The 18,792-nt window shown below is 68.3% G+C and carries 19 protein-coding genes; 15 read left to right on the plus strand and 4 right to left on the minus strand.

Going from position 1 to position 18,792, the window contains the following annotated elements:
• Nucleotides 1-26 precede the first annotated feature (26 nt).
• Nucleotides 27-920, plus strand: a complete 894-nt coding sequence (locus tag ASC66_RS15315) for a glycine betaine ABC transporter substrate-binding protein (protein WP_055841412.1) — start codon at nt 27-29, stop codon at nt 918-920.
• A gap of 254 nt (nt 921-1,174) precedes the next feature.
• Here ASC66_RS15315 and ASC66_RS18290 read toward each other — a convergent pair whose 3' ends face one another.
• Nucleotides 1,175-1,678, minus strand: a complete 504-nt coding sequence (locus tag ASC66_RS18290) for a GNAT family N-acetyltransferase (protein WP_162243518.1) — start codon at nt 1,676-1,678, stop codon at nt 1,175-1,177.
• A gap of 111 nt (nt 1,679-1,789) precedes the next feature.
• On the opposite strand from ASC66_RS18290, the gene ASC66_RS15325 reads away from it, so the two are divergent.
• The 12 genes from ASC66_RS15325 to ASC66_RS15380 all read left to right on the plus strand — a co-directional run bounded on the left by ASC66_RS15325 (nt 1,790) and on the right by ASC66_RS15380 (nt 11,465).
• Nucleotides 1,790-2,887, plus strand: a complete 1,098-nt coding sequence (locus tag ASC66_RS15325) for a metal ABC transporter substrate-binding protein (RefSeq protein WP_055841418.1) — start codon at nt 1,790-1,792, stop codon at nt 2,885-2,887.
• Nucleotides 2,884-3,702, plus strand: coding sequence for a metal ABC transporter ATP-binding protein (locus ASC66_RS15330; RefSeq protein WP_055841421.1), 819 nt, complete (start codon nt 2,884-2,886; stop codon nt 3,700-3,702). Before ASC66_RS15325 ends, ASC66_RS15330 begins: the two co-directional genes overlap by 4 nt.
• A complete protein-coding gene (locus ASC66_RS15335; RefSeq protein WP_055841424.1) occupies nt 3,699-4,586 on the plus strand; it encodes a metal ABC transporter permease in 888 nt (295 codons plus the stop codon). The genes ASC66_RS15330 and ASC66_RS15335 overlap by 4 nt, the downstream gene beginning before the upstream one ends.
• 122 nt (nt 4,587-4,708) lie before the next feature.
• Nucleotides 4,709-5,902 (plus strand): serine/threonine-protein kinase, encoded by a 1,194-nt coding sequence (locus ASC66_RS15340; protein WP_055841427.1) that lies wholly within the window; start codon nt 4,709-4,711, stop codon nt 5,900-5,902.
• Nucleotides 5,899-6,369 carry a hypothetical protein gene (locus ASC66_RS15345; RefSeq protein ID WP_055841430.1) on the plus strand — a complete coding sequence of 157 codons (471 nt, stop codon included), beginning with the start codon at nt 5,899-5,901 and terminating at the stop codon, nt 6,367-6,369. The genes ASC66_RS15340 and ASC66_RS15345 overlap by 4 nt, the downstream gene beginning before the upstream one ends.
• A 141-nt stretch (nt 6,370-6,510) precedes the next feature.
• Entirely contained in the window at nt 6,511-7,095 is a 585-nt protein-coding gene (locus tag ASC66_RS15350; RefSeq protein ID WP_055841433.1) for a DUF1349 domain-containing protein, read from the plus strand.
• Between the two features lie 65 nt (nt 7,096-7,160).
• Nucleotides 7,161-7,583: a Fur family transcriptional regulator gene (locus ASC66_RS15355; protein ID WP_502691626.1), complete on the plus strand. Its 423-nt coding sequence runs from the start codon at nt 7,161-7,163 to the stop codon at nt 7,581-7,583.
• Between the two features lie 202 nt (nt 7,584-7,785).
• Entirely contained in the window at nt 7,786-8,022 is a 237-nt protein-coding gene (rpmB, locus tag ASC66_RS15360; protein WP_055841436.1) for a 50S ribosomal protein L28, read from the plus strand.
• The gene (rpmG, locus tag ASC66_RS15365) at nt 8,022-8,189 is read left to right on the plus strand and encodes a 50S ribosomal protein L33 (protein WP_011187086.1); all 168 of its coding nucleotides are present in this window, start codon (nt 8,022-8,024) and stop codon (nt 8,187-8,189) included. The genes rpmB and rpmG overlap by 1 nt, the downstream gene beginning before the upstream one ends.
• A gap of 2 nt (nt 8,190-8,191) precedes the next feature.
• The gene (gene rpsN / locus ASC66_RS15370) at nt 8,192-8,497 is read left to right on the plus strand and encodes a 30S ribosomal protein S14 (protein ID WP_055841439.1); all 306 of its coding nucleotides are present in this window, start codon (nt 8,192-8,194) and stop codon (nt 8,495-8,497) included.
• Between the two features lie 330 nt (nt 8,498-8,827).
• On the plus strand, nt 8,828-9,118 hold the full coding sequence (locus ASC66_RS15375; protein WP_055841442.1) for an HU family DNA-binding protein: 291 nt from the start codon (nt 8,828-8,830) through the stop codon (nt 9,116-9,118).
• 355 nt (nt 9,119-9,473) lie between these two features.
• Entirely contained in the window at nt 9,474-11,465 is a 1,992-nt protein-coding gene (locus tag ASC66_RS15380; protein WP_055841447.1) for a bifunctional copper resistance protein CopD/cytochrome c oxidase assembly protein, read from the plus strand.
• A gap of 120 nt (nt 11,466-11,585) precedes the next feature.
• On the opposite strand, the gene ASC66_RS15385 is transcribed toward ASC66_RS15380, so the two are convergent.
• The gene (locus ASC66_RS15385) at nt 11,586-12,332 is read right to left on the minus strand and encodes a putative endonuclease domain-containing protein (RefSeq protein WP_157509820.1); all 747 of its coding nucleotides are present in this window, start codon (nt 12,330-12,332) and stop codon (nt 11,586-11,588) included.
• 344 nt (nt 12,333-12,676) lie between these two features.
• Nucleotides 12,677-13,939, minus strand: a complete 1,263-nt coding sequence (locus tag ASC66_RS15390; protein WP_055841454.1) for a hypothetical protein — start codon at nt 13,937-13,939, stop codon at nt 12,677-12,679.
• A 134-nt stretch (nt 13,940-14,073) separates the two neighbouring features.
• Here ASC66_RS15390 and ASC66_RS15395 point away from each other — a divergent pair, with 134 nt between their 5' ends.
• Nucleotides 14,074-15,375, plus strand: coding sequence for an ATP-dependent DNA helicase (locus ASC66_RS15395; RefSeq protein WP_082492377.1), 1,302 nt, complete (start codon nt 14,074-14,076; stop codon nt 15,373-15,375).
• A gap of 281 nt (nt 15,376-15,656) precedes the next feature.
• On the plus strand, nt 15,657-16,796 hold the full coding sequence (locus ASC66_RS15400) for a serine hydrolase domain-containing protein (protein WP_055841457.1): 1,140 nt from the start codon (nt 15,657-15,659) through the stop codon (nt 16,794-16,796).
• 173 nt (nt 16,797-16,969) lie between these two features.
• Here the strand turns inward: ASC66_RS15400 and ASC66_RS15405 are convergent, their stop codons facing one another.
• Complete coding sequence (locus tag ASC66_RS15405) at nt 16,970-18,778, minus strand: SPFH domain-containing protein (RefSeq protein ID WP_055841460.1); 1,809 nt, start codon at nt 18,776-18,778, stop codon at nt 16,970-16,972.
• Between the last annotated feature and the right edge of the window lie 14 nt (nt 18,779-18,792).

An 18,792-nucleotide genomic window follows, 5' to 3' on the forward strand; every position in this document is an offset into this window, starting at 1 on the left:
GGCCAGGCGGAACGAAAGGAACACCCATGAAAAAGCGCTCCGCGCTCGCACTGACCGCCGTCGGTGCCGCAACCCTGCTCGCCTTCACCGGCTGTGCCGCCCCGGAAGCCGAGGTGCTCGACAACGGCGACAAGCAGGACCTCACGATTGCCGTGTTCAACGGCTGGGACGAGGGCGTCGCCGCCTCCGAGCTCTGGAAGGCGATCCTCGACGAGAAGGGCTACAACGTCACCCTCGAGTACGCCGACGTCGCCCCGGTCTACTCCGGCCTGACCACCGACGACTACGACGTGGTGCTCGACACCTGGCTGCCGATCACCCACGCCAGCTACATCGAGAAGTACGGCGATGACCTCGTCGACCTCGGCGCCTGGAACACCGAGGCCAAGCTCACCATCGCGGTGAACGAGGACGCCCCGATCGACTCCCTGGATGAGCTCGCGGCCAACGCCGATCTGTTCGGCAACCGCCTGGTCGGCATCGAGCCGGGAGCCGGCCTCACCGAGGTCACCACCGATGCCGTCATCCCCGGCTACAAGCTCGACGGTTTGGACTACCTCACCAGCTCGACCCCGGCCATGCTGAGCGAGCTCAAGGCGGCGACGGATGCCGGAGAGAACATCGCCGTGACGCTGTGGCAGCCGCACTGGGCCTACGACGCCTTCCCGGTGAAGGACCTCGAAGACCCCAAGGGACTGCTCGGTGAGGCGGAGGGTGTGCACTCCTTCGGCGGCAAGAGCTTCGAGAGCAACTTCCCGACTCTCTCGGCGTGGCTGAAGGACTTCACGCTCGACTCGAAGCAGCTCGCCTCGCTGGAGAACGCCATGTTCAACTCCGACGGATCCAGCAGCGACTACGCACCGGCCGTGCAGGAGTGGATCGCCGAGAACCAGGACTACGTGGACACGTTGACCCCGTAACAGAGCTCTCAGACACGACGATGGCCCGCACGATTCCGTGCGGGCCATCGTCGTCTGCGGACTCACGCCCGGTCGAGCCACCGTGCAGAGGGGCGCTCCACTGGGTGAACCGCACCAGCATCGCGTGCGGTTCCTGAGATTGCCTGGGGAGGGCTGCCGCCTTTCGCGACGCTGCGCGTCGCGCACGCTGGCTCGAGGGAGCGACCGAGGAACGAGGCCGCCCCCAAGCCGAGTGCGCTGCGTGACCCCCGGTGTCAGACGGGCGAGGAGGCGTCGAGCGCGATCTCGAACAGCACGGTCTCGTCGTCGCGCGAAACCTCGCTCATGCCGGCCTTCAGCAGAACCCGCTGGGCAGAGATATTGTCTGGTGTGGTGTCGGCGCGGGCGAGCTTGGCGCCGTTCTGCGCCGCGATGCCGAGGGCCCCGAGTACCGCCTCGGTCGCGAAGCCCATGCCGCGCACGCCGGGAACGAGGCCGAATCCGAACTCGACAACGCCGGCGGCGGAGGGCGCGCCGAAGAAGCCGATGCCTCCGATGGCCGCACCGTCATCGATGCGGCGCACGATGTACGGGCCGAATGGGGCGGGGTCGCCCTGCTCCTCGACGATGCTGAGGAACATGCGGACCACGTCGAGTTCATCGGCGAATGGGTAGCCGCCCTCCCAGCGATACTCATCGCCCGGCGTGCCTGCCAGCACGCGCTCCGCCTCCTCGACACTGAAGGGGTGCAGCACAAGACGTTCGGTGAGCGTATCCACGCGCTCCACTCTGCCATGCCCCACCGACGCCGCTGTACCCACTGCGGGGGTCAATGCCCCAGTCACCAATTGGTTTTGACAATCATTATCAATAAGGCGTAGCGTTGCAGCATGATCAGTCGCCGCCGTGTACCGAAGTCCCTCGCAATCGCGGCCGGCGTCGTCCTGGCGACCGTTGGGCTGGCCGGGTGCGCCAGCGCCTCCGGCGCCGAGCAGGCTGGCGCGGGCGAGGGGCTCAGCATCGTGGCCTCGACGAGCGTGTACGGGCAGATCGCGGGCGAGATCGCCGGCGGCGCGGCATCCGTCACGAGCATCATCGACAGCTCGGTGAACGACCCGCACTCCTACGAGGCCTCGGCCCGTGACCGCCTCGCGGTCAGCCGCGCCGACGTCGTGATCGTCAACGGCGGCGGCTACGACGCCTTCATGGAGTCGCTGCTCGCGGATGCCGAGAGCCCGGAGCGCACGGTGCTCGACGTCTCAGAGATCTCCGGGCTGTTGCCGGGCGATCAGCACGAGCACGCGGATGATGAGCACGCGGGCGAGCAGGCGACGGATGACCACGCCGTAGATGACCACGCAAGCGATGAGCACGCCGACGATGTCACCGAGGACGCGCACGCAGACGAGGACGCGCACGCAGACGACGACGCGCACGAGCACGACCACATCGAGGGCTTCAACGAGCACCTCTGGTACAACTTCGACACCATGCGCCACCTGGCGGAGGCCATCGAGGCCGAGCTGAGCGAGCGCTCCCCGGAGCACGCGGCGCAGTTCGCCGCCAATGCCGACGCTTTCGACGCCGAGCTCGGCGCACTCGAAGCGCGCACTGACTCCATCGCCGACGGCTTCGCGGGCACTCCCGTCGCCATCACCGAGCCGGTTCCGCTCTACCTGCTCGACGCGGCCGGCCTGCACAACGAGACTCCGGCCGCCTTCAGCGAGGCGATCGAGGAGGGCGACGATGTCGCCCCGCGTGCCCTGCAGGAGATGCTCGGGATCATCGAGACGCCGGTCGCGCTCCTGGCCTACAACGCCCAGACGGCGAGCCCGCAGACCGAGCTCGTGCGCGAGGCCGCTCTCGCGGCATCCGTGCCCGTCGTCGACTTCGCCGAGACGCTGCCGGAGCGCACCAGCTACATTTCTTGGATGGACGACAACGTGAGTGCACTCGAGGCTGCCCTCGAAGCGGCGCCCGCCGCATGAGCCCGACCCTGCAGCCCCCTGTGCTCAGCCTGGAGGACGCGGCGCTCGGCTTCGGTGCCCGCACGCTCTGGGACGGCCTGAGCATCGACATCGCGCCAGGTGAGTTCGTGGCCGTGCTCGGCCCGAACGGCTCGGGCAAGACGAGCATGCTGAAGACCGTGCTCGGCCAGCAGAAGCTCGACACCGGCAGCATCCGCTTCGCCGGCGGCCCCGTGCAGCGCGGTGATCGCCGCATCGGCTACATCCCGCAGCAGAAGCTGATCGGGGCGGGAACCCCGCTGCGCGGACGCGACCTCGTGACGCTCGGCGTCAACGGGCACCGCTTCGGAGTGCCATTCACACGCAGGGCCGAACGGGAGCGCGTCGACGCGCTGATCGCGGCCGTCGGCGCCACCGGCTACGCCGACTCCCCCGTCGGCAACCTGAGCGGCGGCGAACAGCAGCGGCTCCGCGTCGGGCAGGCACTCGCCGGCGACCCGCTCCTGTTGCTCTGCGACGAGCCGTTGCTCAGCCTCGACCTCCAGCACCAGCGCGGCGTCAGCGAGCTGATCGACCGGCGTCGTCGCGAGCACGACACCGCCGTGCTCTTCGTCACCCACGACGTGAATCCGATCCTCGGCATGGTCGACCGCATCCTCTACCTGGCAGGCGGCCGCTTCCGCATCGGCAGCCCAGACGAGGTGCTGCAATCCGACGTGCTCAGCGAGCTCTACGGCACCCCGGTCGAGTGCATCCGCAGCGGCGGACGCGTGATCGTCGTCGGTGTTCCGGATGCCGAGACGCACCACCACGCCGCGAGCGAGCTGCCGGCATGAGCGCCATCGATCCCGGCGACATCCTCGGGCAGATGTTCGACTTCAGCGACTACGGTGCGCTGCTCGCCCTCGTCTCCAACTCCATCATCGCCGCCGCGGTGCTCGGCATCGTCGGGGGTCTCGTCGGCGTCTTCGTGATGCAGCGCGACATGGCCTTCGCCGTGCACGGCATCAGCGAGCTGAGCTTTGCCGGGGCCGCCGCCGCCCTGCTGTTCGGCGTGAACGTCGTTGCCGGCTCTGTGCTGGGCGCACTGGTCGCCGCGCTCGTCATCGGCGTGCTCGGTGCCAAGGCACGGGACCGCAACTCGATCGTCGGCGTGCTGATGCCGTTCGGCCTCGGGCTCGGGATCCTGTTCCTCGCGCTCTACCCCGGCCGCAGTGCCAACAAGTTCAGCCTGCTCACCGGCCAGATCGTCTCCGTCGACGACCCGCAGCTCGGCTGGCTGATCGGGATGAGCCTCGTCGTGCTGATCGGGATGCTGCTGATCTGGCGCCCGTTGAGCTTCGACAGCCTCGACGCCGATGTGGCCGCCGCCCGCGGCGTTCCGACCCGCTTCCTGTCCTTCGCGTTCATGCTCCTGCTCGGCCTGATCGTGGCGGTCTCCGTGCAGATCATCGGCGCCCTGCTCGTGCTCGCCCTGCTCGTGACTCCGGCGGCGGCGGCGATGCGGGTGAGCGCCTCCCCCGTGCTCGTGCCGGTGCTCAGCGTGCTGTTCGGGCTCGTCTCCGCGGTCGGCGGCATCCTGCTCGCCATCGGCGGATCGCTGCCGATCAGCCCGTACATCACGACGATCTCCTTCGTGATCTATGTGGTGTGCCGGGTGATCGCCTGGCGCCGGGAACGCAGCCGCACGACGGTGCCTGCACTCTCGGCTAGCGCATAGAGCTGGTGGGGCGTAGCGCCCCGAACCGGCCTCATTCCTTTCCTGATCGCCGAGCCCTCGACGTCTGTGCCACCCACACGGGGGTGTCGGCTACCGTAGACAGGGCGCGAAAGGAGCTGGCAGTGAATCAGGGATCGACCGTCCCCCAGCTGGGAAGCGTGCTGGGCGGGCGCTACCGGGTCGACGCCCTGATCGGCGTCGGCGGCATGGCCTCGGTCTATCGAGCCTTCGACACGGAGCTGGGCCGTGAGGTCGCGCTGAAGCTGTTCCGCCCGGATGCAGCGGATGCCGGCGAGTTCGCGCGTCAGCGCGGGGAGATCGAACTGCTCGCCCGCCTCAACCACCCGGCGCTCGTCACGCTCTTCGATGCGGGTGTCGCGCAACTCGCCGGCGTCGGCAGGGCCTACTTCGCGATGGAACTCGTCGACGGCCCCGAACTGCGGGCGACCTTCGCGGAGCGAACGCTGACCCCCGGCCACCTCGCGCACCTGGCTTGTGACATTGCCGAGGCTCTGCACTACATCCACGACCGAGGCATCGTGCATCGTGACATCAAACCGGCGAACATACTCGTCGCTCCGCCGCGACTTCCCGGCTCGCCCCCCAGCGGGAAGCTCACCGACTTCGGAATTGCACGGCTGATCGACGGCGCCCGGCTCACCTCGACCGGAGCGCTGGTTGGCACGGCAAGCTACCTGAGCCCGGAGCAGGCGCTCGGCGAAACCGTCGCAGCACCGAGCGACATCTACGCGCTCGGTCTGGTGCTGCTCGAGGGGATCAGCGGCGAACGCGCGTTCCCCGGCGGCGCCATCGAGTCAGCGTTGGCGCGCACCACGCGCGATCCCGAGATTCCGGCTGCCGTGCCGCCGGAATGGGCGCGGCTGCTCGCCGCGATGACCAGCCGCGCCCCTGGGGAGCGGCCTACCGCGGCCGAGGTCGCCACCGCGCTACGCTCGCTCGAATCTCATCGGGATCCGACCGCAACCGCCGTCTTTGCTTCCGGCTTCGCAGCCGACGCCACGCCGAGCTCCGACGCGGCGACGACGGAGCTGCTGAGCGGATCGACCCGCGTGATGCCGGTGACCGGGGCCCACGGCGCCGGTGAGGCGCCTCGGCGCTCAACTCGACGGCGGCTGCTCGTGGCATCCGGGGCCCTGATGCTGCTCAGCGCCCTGTTCGTGACGGTCTTCGTGCTGGTGGTGCTTCCCGCGATCACGGAGTCGAGCGCGCCGAGCGCGCCGGCGCTCGAGTATCCGGCGGTGCCCGGGGTGCTCGGTGAGCATCTGGGCGAACTCCAGGATGCGGTGACGCCATGACCGCGCCCCTGTCCTGGTCCCGCACTCGTCGCCTGCTCGGTGTTGCGCTCTTCGGCACCCTGTCGCTCCTGCCACTGGCGGCGTGCACGACAGCGCCGCCAGAGCTCGAAGCCTCGGCGGCAGAACACTTGCAGTCGGCGGTTCTGCGGGTGACCGAGTCGTCGGCCGCTGGCGACTTTGCCACGGCCTTGCAGCAGCTTGATGAGGTCGAGGCCGAGCTCCTCGACGCTGCTGCGGGTGAGCAGTTGAGTGCCGCGCGCGCCGCGCGTGTTCAAGCCGCGATCCTGATGGTCCGGGCCGACCTCGAGGCGGCCGTGCACGAGGACGAGGCGCCTCCGATGCCAGGTGAGACATCGTCGCCCGGCCCGACCCCCTCGACCGGCCCGACGTTCGACCCGGACTGCAACAAGGGCCAGGAGAAGAAGGGCACGTGCAGCCGAGACGAGCCCGAGGACGGCGACGACTAGCGCCACCCCTTCGGTGCCGGAGCGAGATCCCTCCCGTTCAGGGCACTGCCCGCCCGGCTGCAGTGCGCCCGCTCAGTAGGATTCGTGCAGCAGAAGTCGTGCAGCGCCGATCGGCGCCCACACACAACGGAAGGTGGACATGTGACGCTCGAGAGTTTGCTCCAGGCCGGAGAGTGGACGACGCCTCCCGTCGCGGCGGTGCTGAGTGACGGGGTGCTGCGCGTCTCGGCCGCTCCCGAGAGCGACGCGTGGCGCCACACCGGCTACGGTTTCGTGCACGACACGGAGCATGCCCTGCTGGAGCCGTTCGGGGCGGAGGGTTCCGTCGAGGTGAGCTTCCGACTCGATTACACCGAGCAATTCGACCAGGCGGGCGTGTTCATCGCGGCATCCGAGACCGAGTGGATCAAGGCGGGCGTCGAGATCTCCGACGGACTGCCACAGGCGGGGGCGGTGGTGACCCACGGATTCTCCGACTGGTCTGTCGCGCCGGTGCCCGAGTGGGCGGGCCGCCTCATCACCGTGCGCGCCAGCCGTGCCGGCGACGGCATCACGATCAGGGCCAGGGCCGACGACGAGCCGTTCCGCTTGCTGCGCCTGGCGTACTTCTCCCCCGATGCCGAACTCCGCATCGGATTGTTCTGCTGCGCGCCGATGCACGGCGGCCTGACGGTCGAATTCACTCGCTATGAGCGCGGCGAGAAGGATGCCGCCCTGCATGACTGAGTGGACGGCCGCCTTCGCATAGGCGGGGCGCGGTACGCTGGAGGGGAGAATGAGGTGATCAGGCCATGGTGGTGAAGCGCGAGGTGATCAAACGCAATACGTGGCAGCGTGAGGCTGTGCGCGAAGCGCTTGAGCTGACCGACGGCTTCATCAGCGCGCAGGCGCTGCACGCCTCCCTGCACGCCACCGGCTCCCCCATCGGACTCGCCACCGTCTACCGTGCGCTCGCCGATCTGGCCGGCGAGGGCGACGCCGACAGCCTGCAGTCGCCGGAGGGTGAGAGCATCTACCGTGCCTGCAGCACAACCGGCCACCACCACCACCTGATCTGCCGCAACTGCGGGCTCACCGTCGAGATCGCGGCGGATGCCGTCGAGACGTGGGCGCAGTCGATGGCAGCGGAGCACGGCTTCACGCAGGCGGCGCACGTCGTCGACGTGTTCGGCCTCTGCCCGAACTGCAGCGCGGCCGCATCCGCCCGCCCCTGACGAGCGGAACACCCGCTCGGTTTGCGCGACACGCCCGAGCCACGTAGACTTTCCCCTTGGCCGGGTGAACCTAACACCCGGTTTCGCACGAACACTCCCCCACAACGTCGATCTCGCTCCCTGAGCTTGTCGAAGGGTGGGATGACGCGTGCCGACAAGGGATCTTGGGAAGGGCACTCGCCCTTCGGTATTGGAGGAAACCATGGCAGCAACCTGCCAGGTGACCGGAGCTGTTCCCGGCTTCGGACACAACATTTCGCACTCGCACCGTCGTACGAAGCGCCGCTTCGACCCGAACGTGCAGAAGAAGACCTACTACGTGCCGTCGCTTCGCCGCAACGTCACGCTGCAGCTGTCGGCCAAGGGCATCAAGGTCATTGACGCTCGCGGCATTGAGTCCGTCGTCAAGGACATCCTTGCTCGTGGGGAGAAGATCTAGTGGCAAAGCAGCAGGACGTTCGTCCGATCATCAAGCTTCGTTCGACCGCAGGCACGGGTTACACCTACGTCACGCGCAAGAACCGTCGCAACAACCCCGACCGCCTCGTGCTGAAGAAGTACGACCCTGTAGTGCGCAAGCACGTCGACTTCCGTGAGGAGCGCTAAAAATGGCTAAGAAGAGCAAGATTGCCCGCAACGAGCAGCGCAAGGTGATCGTTGAGCGCTACGCCGCTAAGCGCCTTGAGCTGAAGAAGGCCCTCGTCGACCCGAACGGAACCGACGAGTCCCGTGAGGCCGCACGCAAGGGTCTCCAGAAGCTTCCCCGCAACGCATCGCCGATCCGTGTTCGCTCGCGCGACGCGATCGACGGCCGCCCCCGTGGTGTGCTCACCAAGTTCGGTGTCAGCCGTGTTCGCTTCCGCGACATGGCCCACAAGGGCGAGCTGCCCGGTATCACCAAGTCCAGCTGGTAAGTACCAGCCGGCTGGTAACAGCCTCGCCTGACTCAAGCACGCTTGAACAGGCACAGAAAGGGCGTCGACTTCGGTCGGCGCCCTTTCTGCATTCTTCTCGGCGAATCCGCAGAAAATGGGCGCTGGATGCCGCAAAGCACCGATTTTGCTCCGCCACGGGCGAACACGCCGGGCAAATGTGCTCGAATGGCCCCGAAATCCGCGTGAATCCGCGGATCTCTGTTACATTCGAGGCGGTCAACCGACCACGGGGAGCGACTCAGCCGAGCCGCACACCCCCAGATTCGATTAGCTGTTTTATGACAGATAACGGTCCGAGGAGGACACTCAATGGCTGACAAGTCGCTTAACAAGACCGAGCTCGTTGCGAAGATCGCCGCTTCGACCAACCAGAGCCAGGCAACTGTCGACGCCGTTCTCGGCGGCCTGTTCGACGAGCTCGCCTCGGCCGTCGGCGCCGGCGTCAAGGTTTCGATCCCGGGCTGGCTCGCAGTCGAGCGCACCCACCGTGCCGCTCGCACCGGCCGCAACCCGCAGACCGGCGCCACCATCGAGATCGCCGCTGGTTACTCCGTCAAGGTCAGCGCCGGCAGCAAGCTGAAGGCTGCAGCCAAGGCGTAAGTCTCGACTACACGCGTTCGCAGGGGCTCCGCCGATTCGGCGGGGCCCCTGCGGCGTTTCCGCTGGCGACTGCTCCCGCTGGTTGAGCGCCCTCCCGCTGGTTGAGCCCCCTCCCGCTGGTTGAGCCCGCTCCGCTCCCGCTGTTGAGCCCTCGCCCGCTGGTTGAGCCCCCTCCCGCTGGTTGAGCCCCCTCCCGCTGGTTGAGCTTGTCGAAACCTCCCGGCGGGCTTGATTTCGACAAGCTCAATCAGCGGGGGAGTGACTGCACGGCGGGCGCGGAGCGCCGCCGGACTGCGATCGGGACACCGAGCCGGCGCCGGGCGGCCGCCCAGCGCGCAGCGCGTAGGCTGGAGGGGTGCTTCGCCTGACCCGTGTTCTCGGCCCAGCCGCGCTTCTGTTGTTCGCCATCGTGGCGCTCGTGGCCGGCCTCAACTTCGGCGGCGGCGCCGCCCCGCAGCTCCTGCAGGATCCGGGAGCCGTGGTGCGCTGGGGCCTTCCGGTCAGCAAGCTCTTCGTCAATCTCGGTGCCGCAGCCATGATCGGCGCGCTCGTGCTCAGCTGCTTCGCCCTGAGCCCCAAGCAGCCGGAGTTCAACGCCGCGCTCGACGTGGCGGCGGCAGGCGCAGCCGTGTTCACCGTCGCGGCGGCGTTCACGGGATTCTTCACCTACCTCTCCGTCACCGGGGCAGCGCTCTCCCTGGACGCGCAGTTCGGCGCATCGCTCAGCCAGTTCCTCACCCAGATCGAGCTCGGTCAGGCGTGGCTCATCACGACGCTTGTCGGCGCCGCCGTCACCGTGCTCTGCTTCGCGGTGCGCAACCACACCCTGCTCGTCTTCGTGACGGTGCTCGCGGTCGCAGCGCTCATTCCGATGGCGCAGCAGGGCCACGCGGCCGGAACCGCCGGGCACAACGCCGCCGTCACGAGCCTCGGTCTGCACATCGCCGCGGCCGCAGCGTGGCTCGGCGGCCTCATCACGGTCGTGGTGTTGCGCGAGAAGCTGGTCGACCGCCGCCTCATCACGGTGCTCTCCCGCTACTCGACCGTCGCGCTGATCGCCTTCCTCGTGCTCACGATCTCTGGTGTCGGAACCTCGATCCTGCAGCTCGGCAGCTTCGAGAACCTGCTCAGCAGCTACGGCTTCATCCTGTTGGCGAAGGTCGCTGCGCTCATCATTCTCGGCATCTTCGGCGTCATCCAGCGCGGCTACTTCATCGAGCGGATGCAGCGGGCGGGCGTCTCAGCGGCATCCGCCGTTCGCTGGTTCTGGGGCTTCGTCGTTGCCGAACTCGCCTTCATGGGCATCGCCTCCGGCCTCGCGGTCGCGCTCGCGAGAACGCCGAAGCCGGTGACACCCGGCTCGGAACTCACCACGACCCGCACCCCGGCCGAACTGCTCACCGGCGAGAAGCTGCCGCCGGAACTCTCGTTCTCCCGTTACTTCACCGAGTGGAACATCGACCTCATCTGGCTGCTGGCCTGCTCCTTCGGCATCTTCTTCTACCTCGCCGGCGTCTGGCGCCTGAGCAAACGCGGAGACTCCTGGCCGATCTACCGCACCGTGCTCTGGATCGCGGGCATGATCGCCCTGTTCTACGTCAGCAGCGGGGGAGTGGCCGTCTACGGCACGTTCCTCTTCAGCACGCACATGCTCGCCCACATGGCGCTGACCATGGCGATCCCGGTGCTGCTGGTGCCCGGTGCACCCGTGACGCTGGCGATGCGCGCAATCCGGCCGCGCAAGGACGGCAGCCGCGGGCCGCGCGAGTGGATCCTGCTCGCCGTGCACTCCCGCTTCGCCTCGATCATCGCCAACCCGATCGTCGCTGCCGTGCTCTTCGCCGGCTCGCTCTGGGTGTTCTACTTCAGCCCGCTGTTCAGCTGGGCGACGACCGACCACATCGGTCACCAGTGGATGACGGTGCACTTCCTCATCACGGGTTACCTCTTCGTGCAGTCGCTGATCGGCATCGACCCGGTTCCCTACCGCCTGCCGTACCCCTTCCGCCTGCTCCTGCTGCTCGGCACCATGGCGTTCCACGCCTTCTTCGGGCTGGCCATCATGACCGGAACGGGTCTGCTGCTGGCCGACTGGTACGGCGCCATGGGCCGCGACTGGGGGCTCGACGCGATCGCCGACCAACAGATGGGCGGCGGCATCGCCTGGAGCGTCGGCGAGATCCCCACGCTGGCTCTGGCGATCACGGTGGCGATCCAGTGGAGCCGCTCCGACGCCAAGGAGAGCAAGCGCAGCGACCGCAATGCCGATCGCACGCACGAGGCGGAGCTCAACGCCTACAACGAGAACCTCGCCAGGATCGCCGAGCGCGACAGCGCGGGTCGCTAGCCCCGCCCTCCGCCTCCTCGCTCCAGCACCGCGCCGTGAGATGTCAGAGACGGCCCCTTCACCCTGTGCCAAGGGGCCGTCTCTGACATCTCGTGGCGGGCCTGGGGCTTGGCCGGTGTGTCATTCGGCGCCGGGCGTCCAGCCGCGGGCAACGAGTGCGCGGCGCAACGCCAGCAGGGTGGCCTCAAGGCGGCGCCCGCTGTGTGATTTGTTCACCTGAATGGTGCGCCACTCGGCCTCGGCGAGGCGATCGCGGCGGTCGACATCGTTGAAGTACTGCTGCTCGAGCCGCTGATGGTGCGCACCGTCATACTCGACCAGAACTTTGTAGCGCCGGTAGAGCATGTCTCCGCGCGCGATCGCGAGCCCGTGCTCGTCATAGATGGTGCCATTGACCTCGGGTTCCGGCAGGCCACTGCGGACAATGGCGAGGCGAAGCTCGGTCTCCTTGGGCGAATCCGTCCCCGCGCGGATCAACGGCAGCGCCTGCGCCAGTGCTCGTGCGCCGCGGCTGCCGGCGTACCGCGTGGCGGCACCCTCCAGCGCTTCGATCGTCGCTAGCGGCCGGGCCCGCCGGACCAGACCATCACCGAGGACGACGAGCTCATCGACCGTGAACTGGGATGCCATCTGGCACCAGGTATCGAGCGCCGAGATCACGCGAACGCCGTCGAGCAGAGTGAGCGTGCCGGGTTCGCGCGCCCGCTCGATAGAGAGTGAGTAGCCGCGCACGCCAACCAACCGCGGTGGGCGGTGCGGCGCGATTGCCGTGACGTGTAGCCGAGAGTCGGCGTGGAGACGCTGAGGCTCGGGCAGGCCGAAGAGGCGCACGGCGGTGAGATGGCTGAAGCCCTGGTGCCGCGGCATTCGCGTGGCGTAGGCCCGACACAGCGCCCAGACGGAGGCGTTCGCCGTCGCGTTCGAGCGCACACCGTAGTACGGCGCGTCGAGATCACCGCTGCGGAGGCGCTTGGCTCCTACCCCGGCGGTGCGGGCCGCTGAGACGGTGAAAGCCGTTCCGAGCGCGGGTGGGAGGGATTTGCGAGGGTGCACACCGGAATGCTCCCTCACCTGCCCGCCAGCTGGCAGAACTTATCCACAGGCGCCGTCCGCCCGCCACCGCGAGATGTCAGAGATGGCCCCTTCAGCGATGGCGAAGGGGCCATCTCTGTCATCTCGCCGTCGGTTTGGCCCGCGGCGGGCGGGAGAGGTCAGTGCAGGACGATTTGGGGCTGACCGCTGGGGGAGAGGGTCACGGTGAGGCCCATGCTGAACGGCTCGTCCTGATCGAGTGTGCTGACATCGCCATCGAAGAGCGACTGCACTTCGACCTGCACGTGGGCGACCCCGGGCGTCTGCGGCATCTCGAAGTTGCTGTCGGTCGCGGTGAGCGTGACGACGGGGTACTCGGTGATGGTCCAGACCGGAGCGCTTGTGACCCGATCGTCGATGCTCACGCCGAAGGGGCAGCTGGTCGGCATCAGCACGGCCTGGGTCGTGCAGGTTTCATCGAGCCAACCGTTGAGATCGGCCTGCACGTCGTGGACGAATTCCTCGGTCGGCTGCACGTCGACTGTCGCCTCCGTGACACCACTCGCGGTGACCGGCACGGCAACGGGGGCCGCGGCGAGCAAACGAGTTTCTTTGCTCAGCTCGTAGTTTGACGGAGAGAAGGCCAGATAGGAGGCCGAATTGGAGAACGTCGGCTCGGCGTCGGGCGCGTGGTGCGCGCGCGTGTCGAGGGTGAGTCCGTTCACCGTGAACTCCGCGTCATGCAGCACGGTGACCGAGAGCACGGCGAGCGGGCTACTGGCGAACCGCCATTCGTCGAAGACACCGAAATTCGTGCCGGTGCGCTCGACCTCGAACACACTCTCCGCCTTCGTGCCGTTGAGGGTGTACTCGACGGTCACCTGCTGCACGCCGTCTTCGCCCTTGTCGACGCCGGTCACCGTGGCATCTTGGGGTGCGCGCATCACCGAGTCGCGCAGGAGCGTGCGAGGGAGCTTCGTCGGCAGCCCGGCGGCGGCCAGCTCTGTGGCCTGCGGCTGCACTCCGGGAAAGCTGAGGGCGGCCTCGGCGTCGGAGCGGGAGAGGGCGTTCATGTACTGCTGCACGAAGCCGGATGCACTGTAGAGATCGCGGTTGAGCGCGCCGATCCCGGCCGCCATCGCCAGGACCAGCAGCAGCGCCAGGCCGCCCCAGATCGCTGCGACGCGGAGCAGTGTCGCCGGCGTTGCCGGTGGCTTCGGTTCCGGGGGAGCCCACATCACCGTGGCGCCGGTGTCGGTGTCGATCGTGACGCCGGGCGGCAGCGGTTCGTCCGCGGAGTGGGCGCCGTGGTGGCCGATGCCGAGCTCGCGATCCGGAATCACCTGCACGGGAACGGTGATGCCGAAGGGGCTGGTGGCCGGCAGGGTCGTCGGAACGACGGGCGGCTCCTGCCCACTCTCGTCCCCCGGCCCCGTACTCACCCGCTCAGTCTATTCAGCCCCCGCCTGAGCAGAGTCTGTGCCACGGCGCCGTGCGCAACTCGGCGAAATCTCGGGGCGAGCGGATACAGTTGAAAGCTGCATCCGCCCACCAACCACTGCCAGAAAGGCGCGTCGTGTCGCTTGCGTTGTCGCCGGAACAGGCTGCCGTCTTCGAGGCGATCGAGGGCACGAAAGACCACGTCTTCGTCACGGGCCGTGCGGGAACGGGTAAGTCGACGCTGCTGAACCACCTCAACTGGAACACCGAGAAGCAGATCGCGATCGCCGCGCCGACCGGCGTTGCCGCCCTGAACGTCGGCGGCCAGACGATCCACTCGCTGTTCCGGTTGCCGATCGGCATCATCGCCGACCACGACATCGACCAGAACGATCAGACCAAGAAGCTGCTCAACACCATCGACACCCTCGTGATCGACGAGGTCAGCATGGTCAGCGCCGACCTGATGGATGCCATCGACCGCAGCCTCCGCCAGGCCAGGGTCAAGCCGTTCACCCCCTTCGGCGGCGTGCAGCTCGTGCTCTTCGGCGACCCGTACCAGCTGGCCCCCGTTCCCGGGGACCCCGAGGAGCGCGCCTACTACGCGGACCACTACCGCTCCATGTGGTTCTTCGACGCGAAGGTCTGGCAGGAGGCCGGGCTGCGCATCTTCGAGCTGACGGAGATCCACCGCCAGAGCGACAGCGCGTTCAAGGGCATGCTGAACGCGGTGCGGCACGGCCGTGTCACGGCCGAGATCGCCGGCGCCCTGAACGGGATGGGCGCTCGCCGGCCGTTGCCGGAGGAGGGCGCCATCACGCTGGCCACCCGCAACGACGCCGTCAACCGCATCAACGCGAGCGCGCTGGCCCGCCTGCCCGGTGCCGCGCGCACCGCCGAGGCCGAGATCATGGGGGACTTCGGTGGCCGCGCCTACCCGGCCGACGCCAAGCTCGAACTGAAGATCGGCGCGCAGGTGATGTTCCTCCGCAATGACAGCGCGATCGACGGCGGTCCGCGCTGGGTGAACGGCACGATCGGCACGGTCACAGCCCTCAGCGACACCGTCGTCGTCGACATCGACGGTGAGGAGCACGAGGTCGAGCCGGCGAGCTGGGAGAAGTTCAAGTACAGCTACAACCCGCTCACCAAGAAACTCGTCAAAGACGTGGTGGCCGAATTCTCACAGTTCCCGCTCCGGCTCGCCTGGGCCGTGACGATCCACAAGTCACAGGGCGCCAGCTATGAGCGGGCGATCGTCGACCTCGGCAGCCGGGTGTTCAGCCCGGGGCAGACCTACGTCGCCCTCAGCCGCCTGACCAGCCTGGAGGGGCTCTACCTCACGCGCCCGCTCCGCCCGAGCGACATCATCGTCGACGAGAATGTGCGCCGATTCATGTCTGAGGCCGAGCGCGAACGGCCCATCGCCGCGCGCTGAGACGGGGCCTCGGCGCGCACCCCGTGCATCGTGCCCGTAACGGTGCGATCTCGTTCTCGGCATGCTCTCAGCGGGGGCGGTAGAATCCCCTCATACGGGGGATGTCTTTGCGCAACGAGGGGGCTCGATTGAACGCACATTGGAAACGGGGCAGGCGGAAACGGCTGTTCGCGGCCGGGGCCGCGCTGCTGCTGACGGTGGGGTTGGCGGCGTGTTCGGCCGATGCAGGGGCCGTCGTGCCCGAGTTGCCGAAACAGCACGATGGGCCGCTGCCTCAGGCGATGACCGAGCAGCTCGACGCGGCGCTCGCTCAGGCGATCGCGTGGTCGGCGTCATCCGGTGCCATTGCAGGCGTGTGGGCCCCGTGGGGCGGCGAGTGGACCAGCGCCCAGGGTGTGAGCACCGTGGGTGGCACGGCCCCACTCAGCACCGACATGCACTTCCGCAGTGCGGCGGGTGACCGACCGATGGTCTGCACGGTGATGCTCGAGCTGGCGGATGCCGGCACGCTCTCGGTGAGCGACCCGGTCGCGGAGTACCTGCCGGATCAGCCGGGTCTGGAGGGCATCACGCTCGGCCAGCTCTGCCAGGGCACGGCCGGACTCGCCGACTACCGGCCGCAGTTCCAGGCGCAGTTCGTGAACAATCCGAAGCGGGAATGGTCGGGCATCGAGCTCATCTCCGGCGGTCTCGCCGCGGCGAGGACGGAGCCGGGCACCACGTGGCAGGATTCCGCGACGGCGATCGGTGTGCTCGGCCTGGCGCTGACGGCGGCGAGCGGCCAGAGCTGGGCCGAGCTGTATGACGAGTACATCTTCACGCCTCTCGGCCTCAGCGAGACCAGTGTGCCCACCGGTGACGAGTTCACGATCGAATCGCCCGCGCCCCACGGCTACGCCGCGGCGGTGAACCCGGACGGTTCGCGAGACTGCGCCGTCGTGCACGACGAGACGAAACTCTCGCCATCGCTCTCCGGGGTGACGGGCGGCGTCGTCTCGACGCTCGACGACCTCAAGCGCTGGTCGCAGGTGCTGGCAGAGGGGAGCCTGCTGAGCAACAGATCGGCAGACGCCCAGCTGGCGACGGTCTCACTCGGCGGCGATTCCCCCACGTGGAAGGGCTACGGCCTCGGTGTGCAGACGCTCGGCCCCCTGGTCGGGCACGATGGCGAGATCTCGGGGTTTCTGACCGCGGCGTACGCTGATCCGGAAACGGGCTTCACCGTCGTCGTCATGCTCAACAACTCGACGGCAGGCAAGGGCTTTGCCCAGCAGCTGGCCATGCAATTGGCATCGATCGCCTCGAAGGCGCCTGCCGCGGGTGGGGCGAGTGCTCCAACTCTCGAGCTGCCGTGGTCTGCCGAGCAGGCGACAGCTGCGCTGCAGGCCGCTGCCGTGTGCCAGCCGGCGCCGGCCGGATAGCCCGGCACCGATCGGCTGCACGCCGCCGCTCAAAGGCGGCACCCTAGCCAGGAGACTGCGCCAAACTCTCGACGTGGATCGATTCAATGACCGTTCCGCGCTCAACCTGGCGGGACAGCGAAGGGCGGCGCCCCGTGTGGGAACGCCGCCCTCTGCATGCTGGTCGCGGCCGGCTACTTGGCCCGGCTGGCCTTGAACTTCGCGCTGACCCGGTTGAGGATCTGGCTGGCCAGCTCGGGGTCGATGCCGTGTTCGGCAGCGAAGGCGTCGAGCGTCGCACGGTTCGGTGCCGGCACGGCGCCCGTGGCCTGCACCTGCTGCGCAACAACGGTTTCGGCGGCGGCGATGGCCTGCGCCACCACGGGGTCGATGGGGGCGGATGCCGCGGCGGCCGGTTGCACCGGCGGTGCGACGGGAGCGGCGACCGGCGCGGCTGCCGCTACGGGCGGTGCGACGGGAGCTGCAACGGGCGCAGCGCTCGCTGGGGCGGCGACGACCTTCGGCGACGCGACCAACTCCGGCGCCGTGGCAGCCGGTGCGGACTTCTTGCCCGAGCCGGAGCCCGCGGAGCCCGAACCCGAACCGGAGCCCGTGCTTGCCGCCCGGTCGCGGCCGGCCACGGCGCCGCCGACCGCCCCGCCGGCAGCCCCGCCGACGACCGAGTTCAGCAGCTCGCGCACGCCGATCCCCATCGTGGACTTGAGCACGGAGTCGACCTCGCTGAAGCCGCTCGCCACGTTCTTGGAGAGCTGCGATGCGCCGTCGGTCGAGATGACGGTGAGCTGATCGATGTTGCCCATCGGGGCGGCGAGTTCGTGCGCGATCAGGGGCAGCGACTCGATCATGCGCAGCTGGATGAGTGCATCGGACTGGTCGGCGACGGCCTGCGCCGAGAGGCGCGTGGCCTCGGCCTCTGCCTTGCCGCGAGCGAGGATCGATCCGGCCTCGGCCTCACCCTCGACCCGCACGGCCTCGGCCGCGGCGACACGGGCATCGCGCGAGGAGTTGGCGGCGGCGACCGCGGCGGCAGCCTGCGCCTCTGCGGTCACGCGGATGCGGTAGCTCTCGGCATCCGCCACCGCGTTGACCTCGGATTCCAGCTCGGCCTTCTTCAGCTGGGCGCGCTTCTGCGCGGTGAGCTCTTGCTGCTCGATGATGTTCTGCTGCGCGGTGGCCTCGGCCAGCGGGCGGGCGGCCTCGGACTCGGCCGCTGCGCGGTCGGTGTCGAGCTTCAACGCAGCGCGACGCAGGGCAAGCGTCGCCTCCGCCTCAGCGACGGCCTGCTCGGCGGCGATGGCGGCTTGACGGGCCTCACGGGTGGATGCGGCCTCGGCCACCTCGGCGGCTGCACGCACCTTGGCCTGCTCGGCGCGACCGATGTCGTTGATGTAGTTGTTGTCGTCGGTGATGCCCTTGATCTCGAAGGAGTCGACGTCGAGGCCCTGGTTCGCGAGCGATTCGCGGGCGGTCGAGAGCACGGTCGCGCCGAGTTCGTCGCGGCGCTGGATGATCGTCATCACGTCGGTGGCGCCGATCGATGCCCGCAGCGAACCGGAGAGCACCTCCTGCGCGAAGGAATCGATGTTCTTGTCCTGGCCGAGGAAGCGCTGGGCGGCGGCCAGGATCGAGGCGTGCTCCTCGCCGACCTTCACGATGGCGACGGCGTCGACGGTGATCGTGACGCCATTGCGGTCCTGGGCGAGGGCCGTGACCTCGATCGCGCGCGAGCGAAGCTCGAGCTTGTGCACCTTCTGGAAGAACGGCGTGATGAACACACCCTGGCCGACGACGATGCGCTGACCGGAGGTCTCGCGCGCCTGCCCGTCGACGACCGTGCGCTTCGAGCGCTTGCCCGTGATGATGAGGGCCTCATCTGGCCCCGCGTTCTTGTAGAGCGTCTTGCTGTAGATCAGGGCGATGATCAAGACGATGACGACGGCGCCGATGATTGCCGGAATCGGGCCGAACCAGAAGTCGAACACAGGGGTCCTTTCGA

Origin of the sequence: Leifsonia sp. Root4, from assembly GCF_001425085.1 — a bacterium.
Classification (GTDB): Bacteria; Actinomycetota; Actinomycetes; order Actinomycetales; family Microbacteriaceae; genus Microterricola.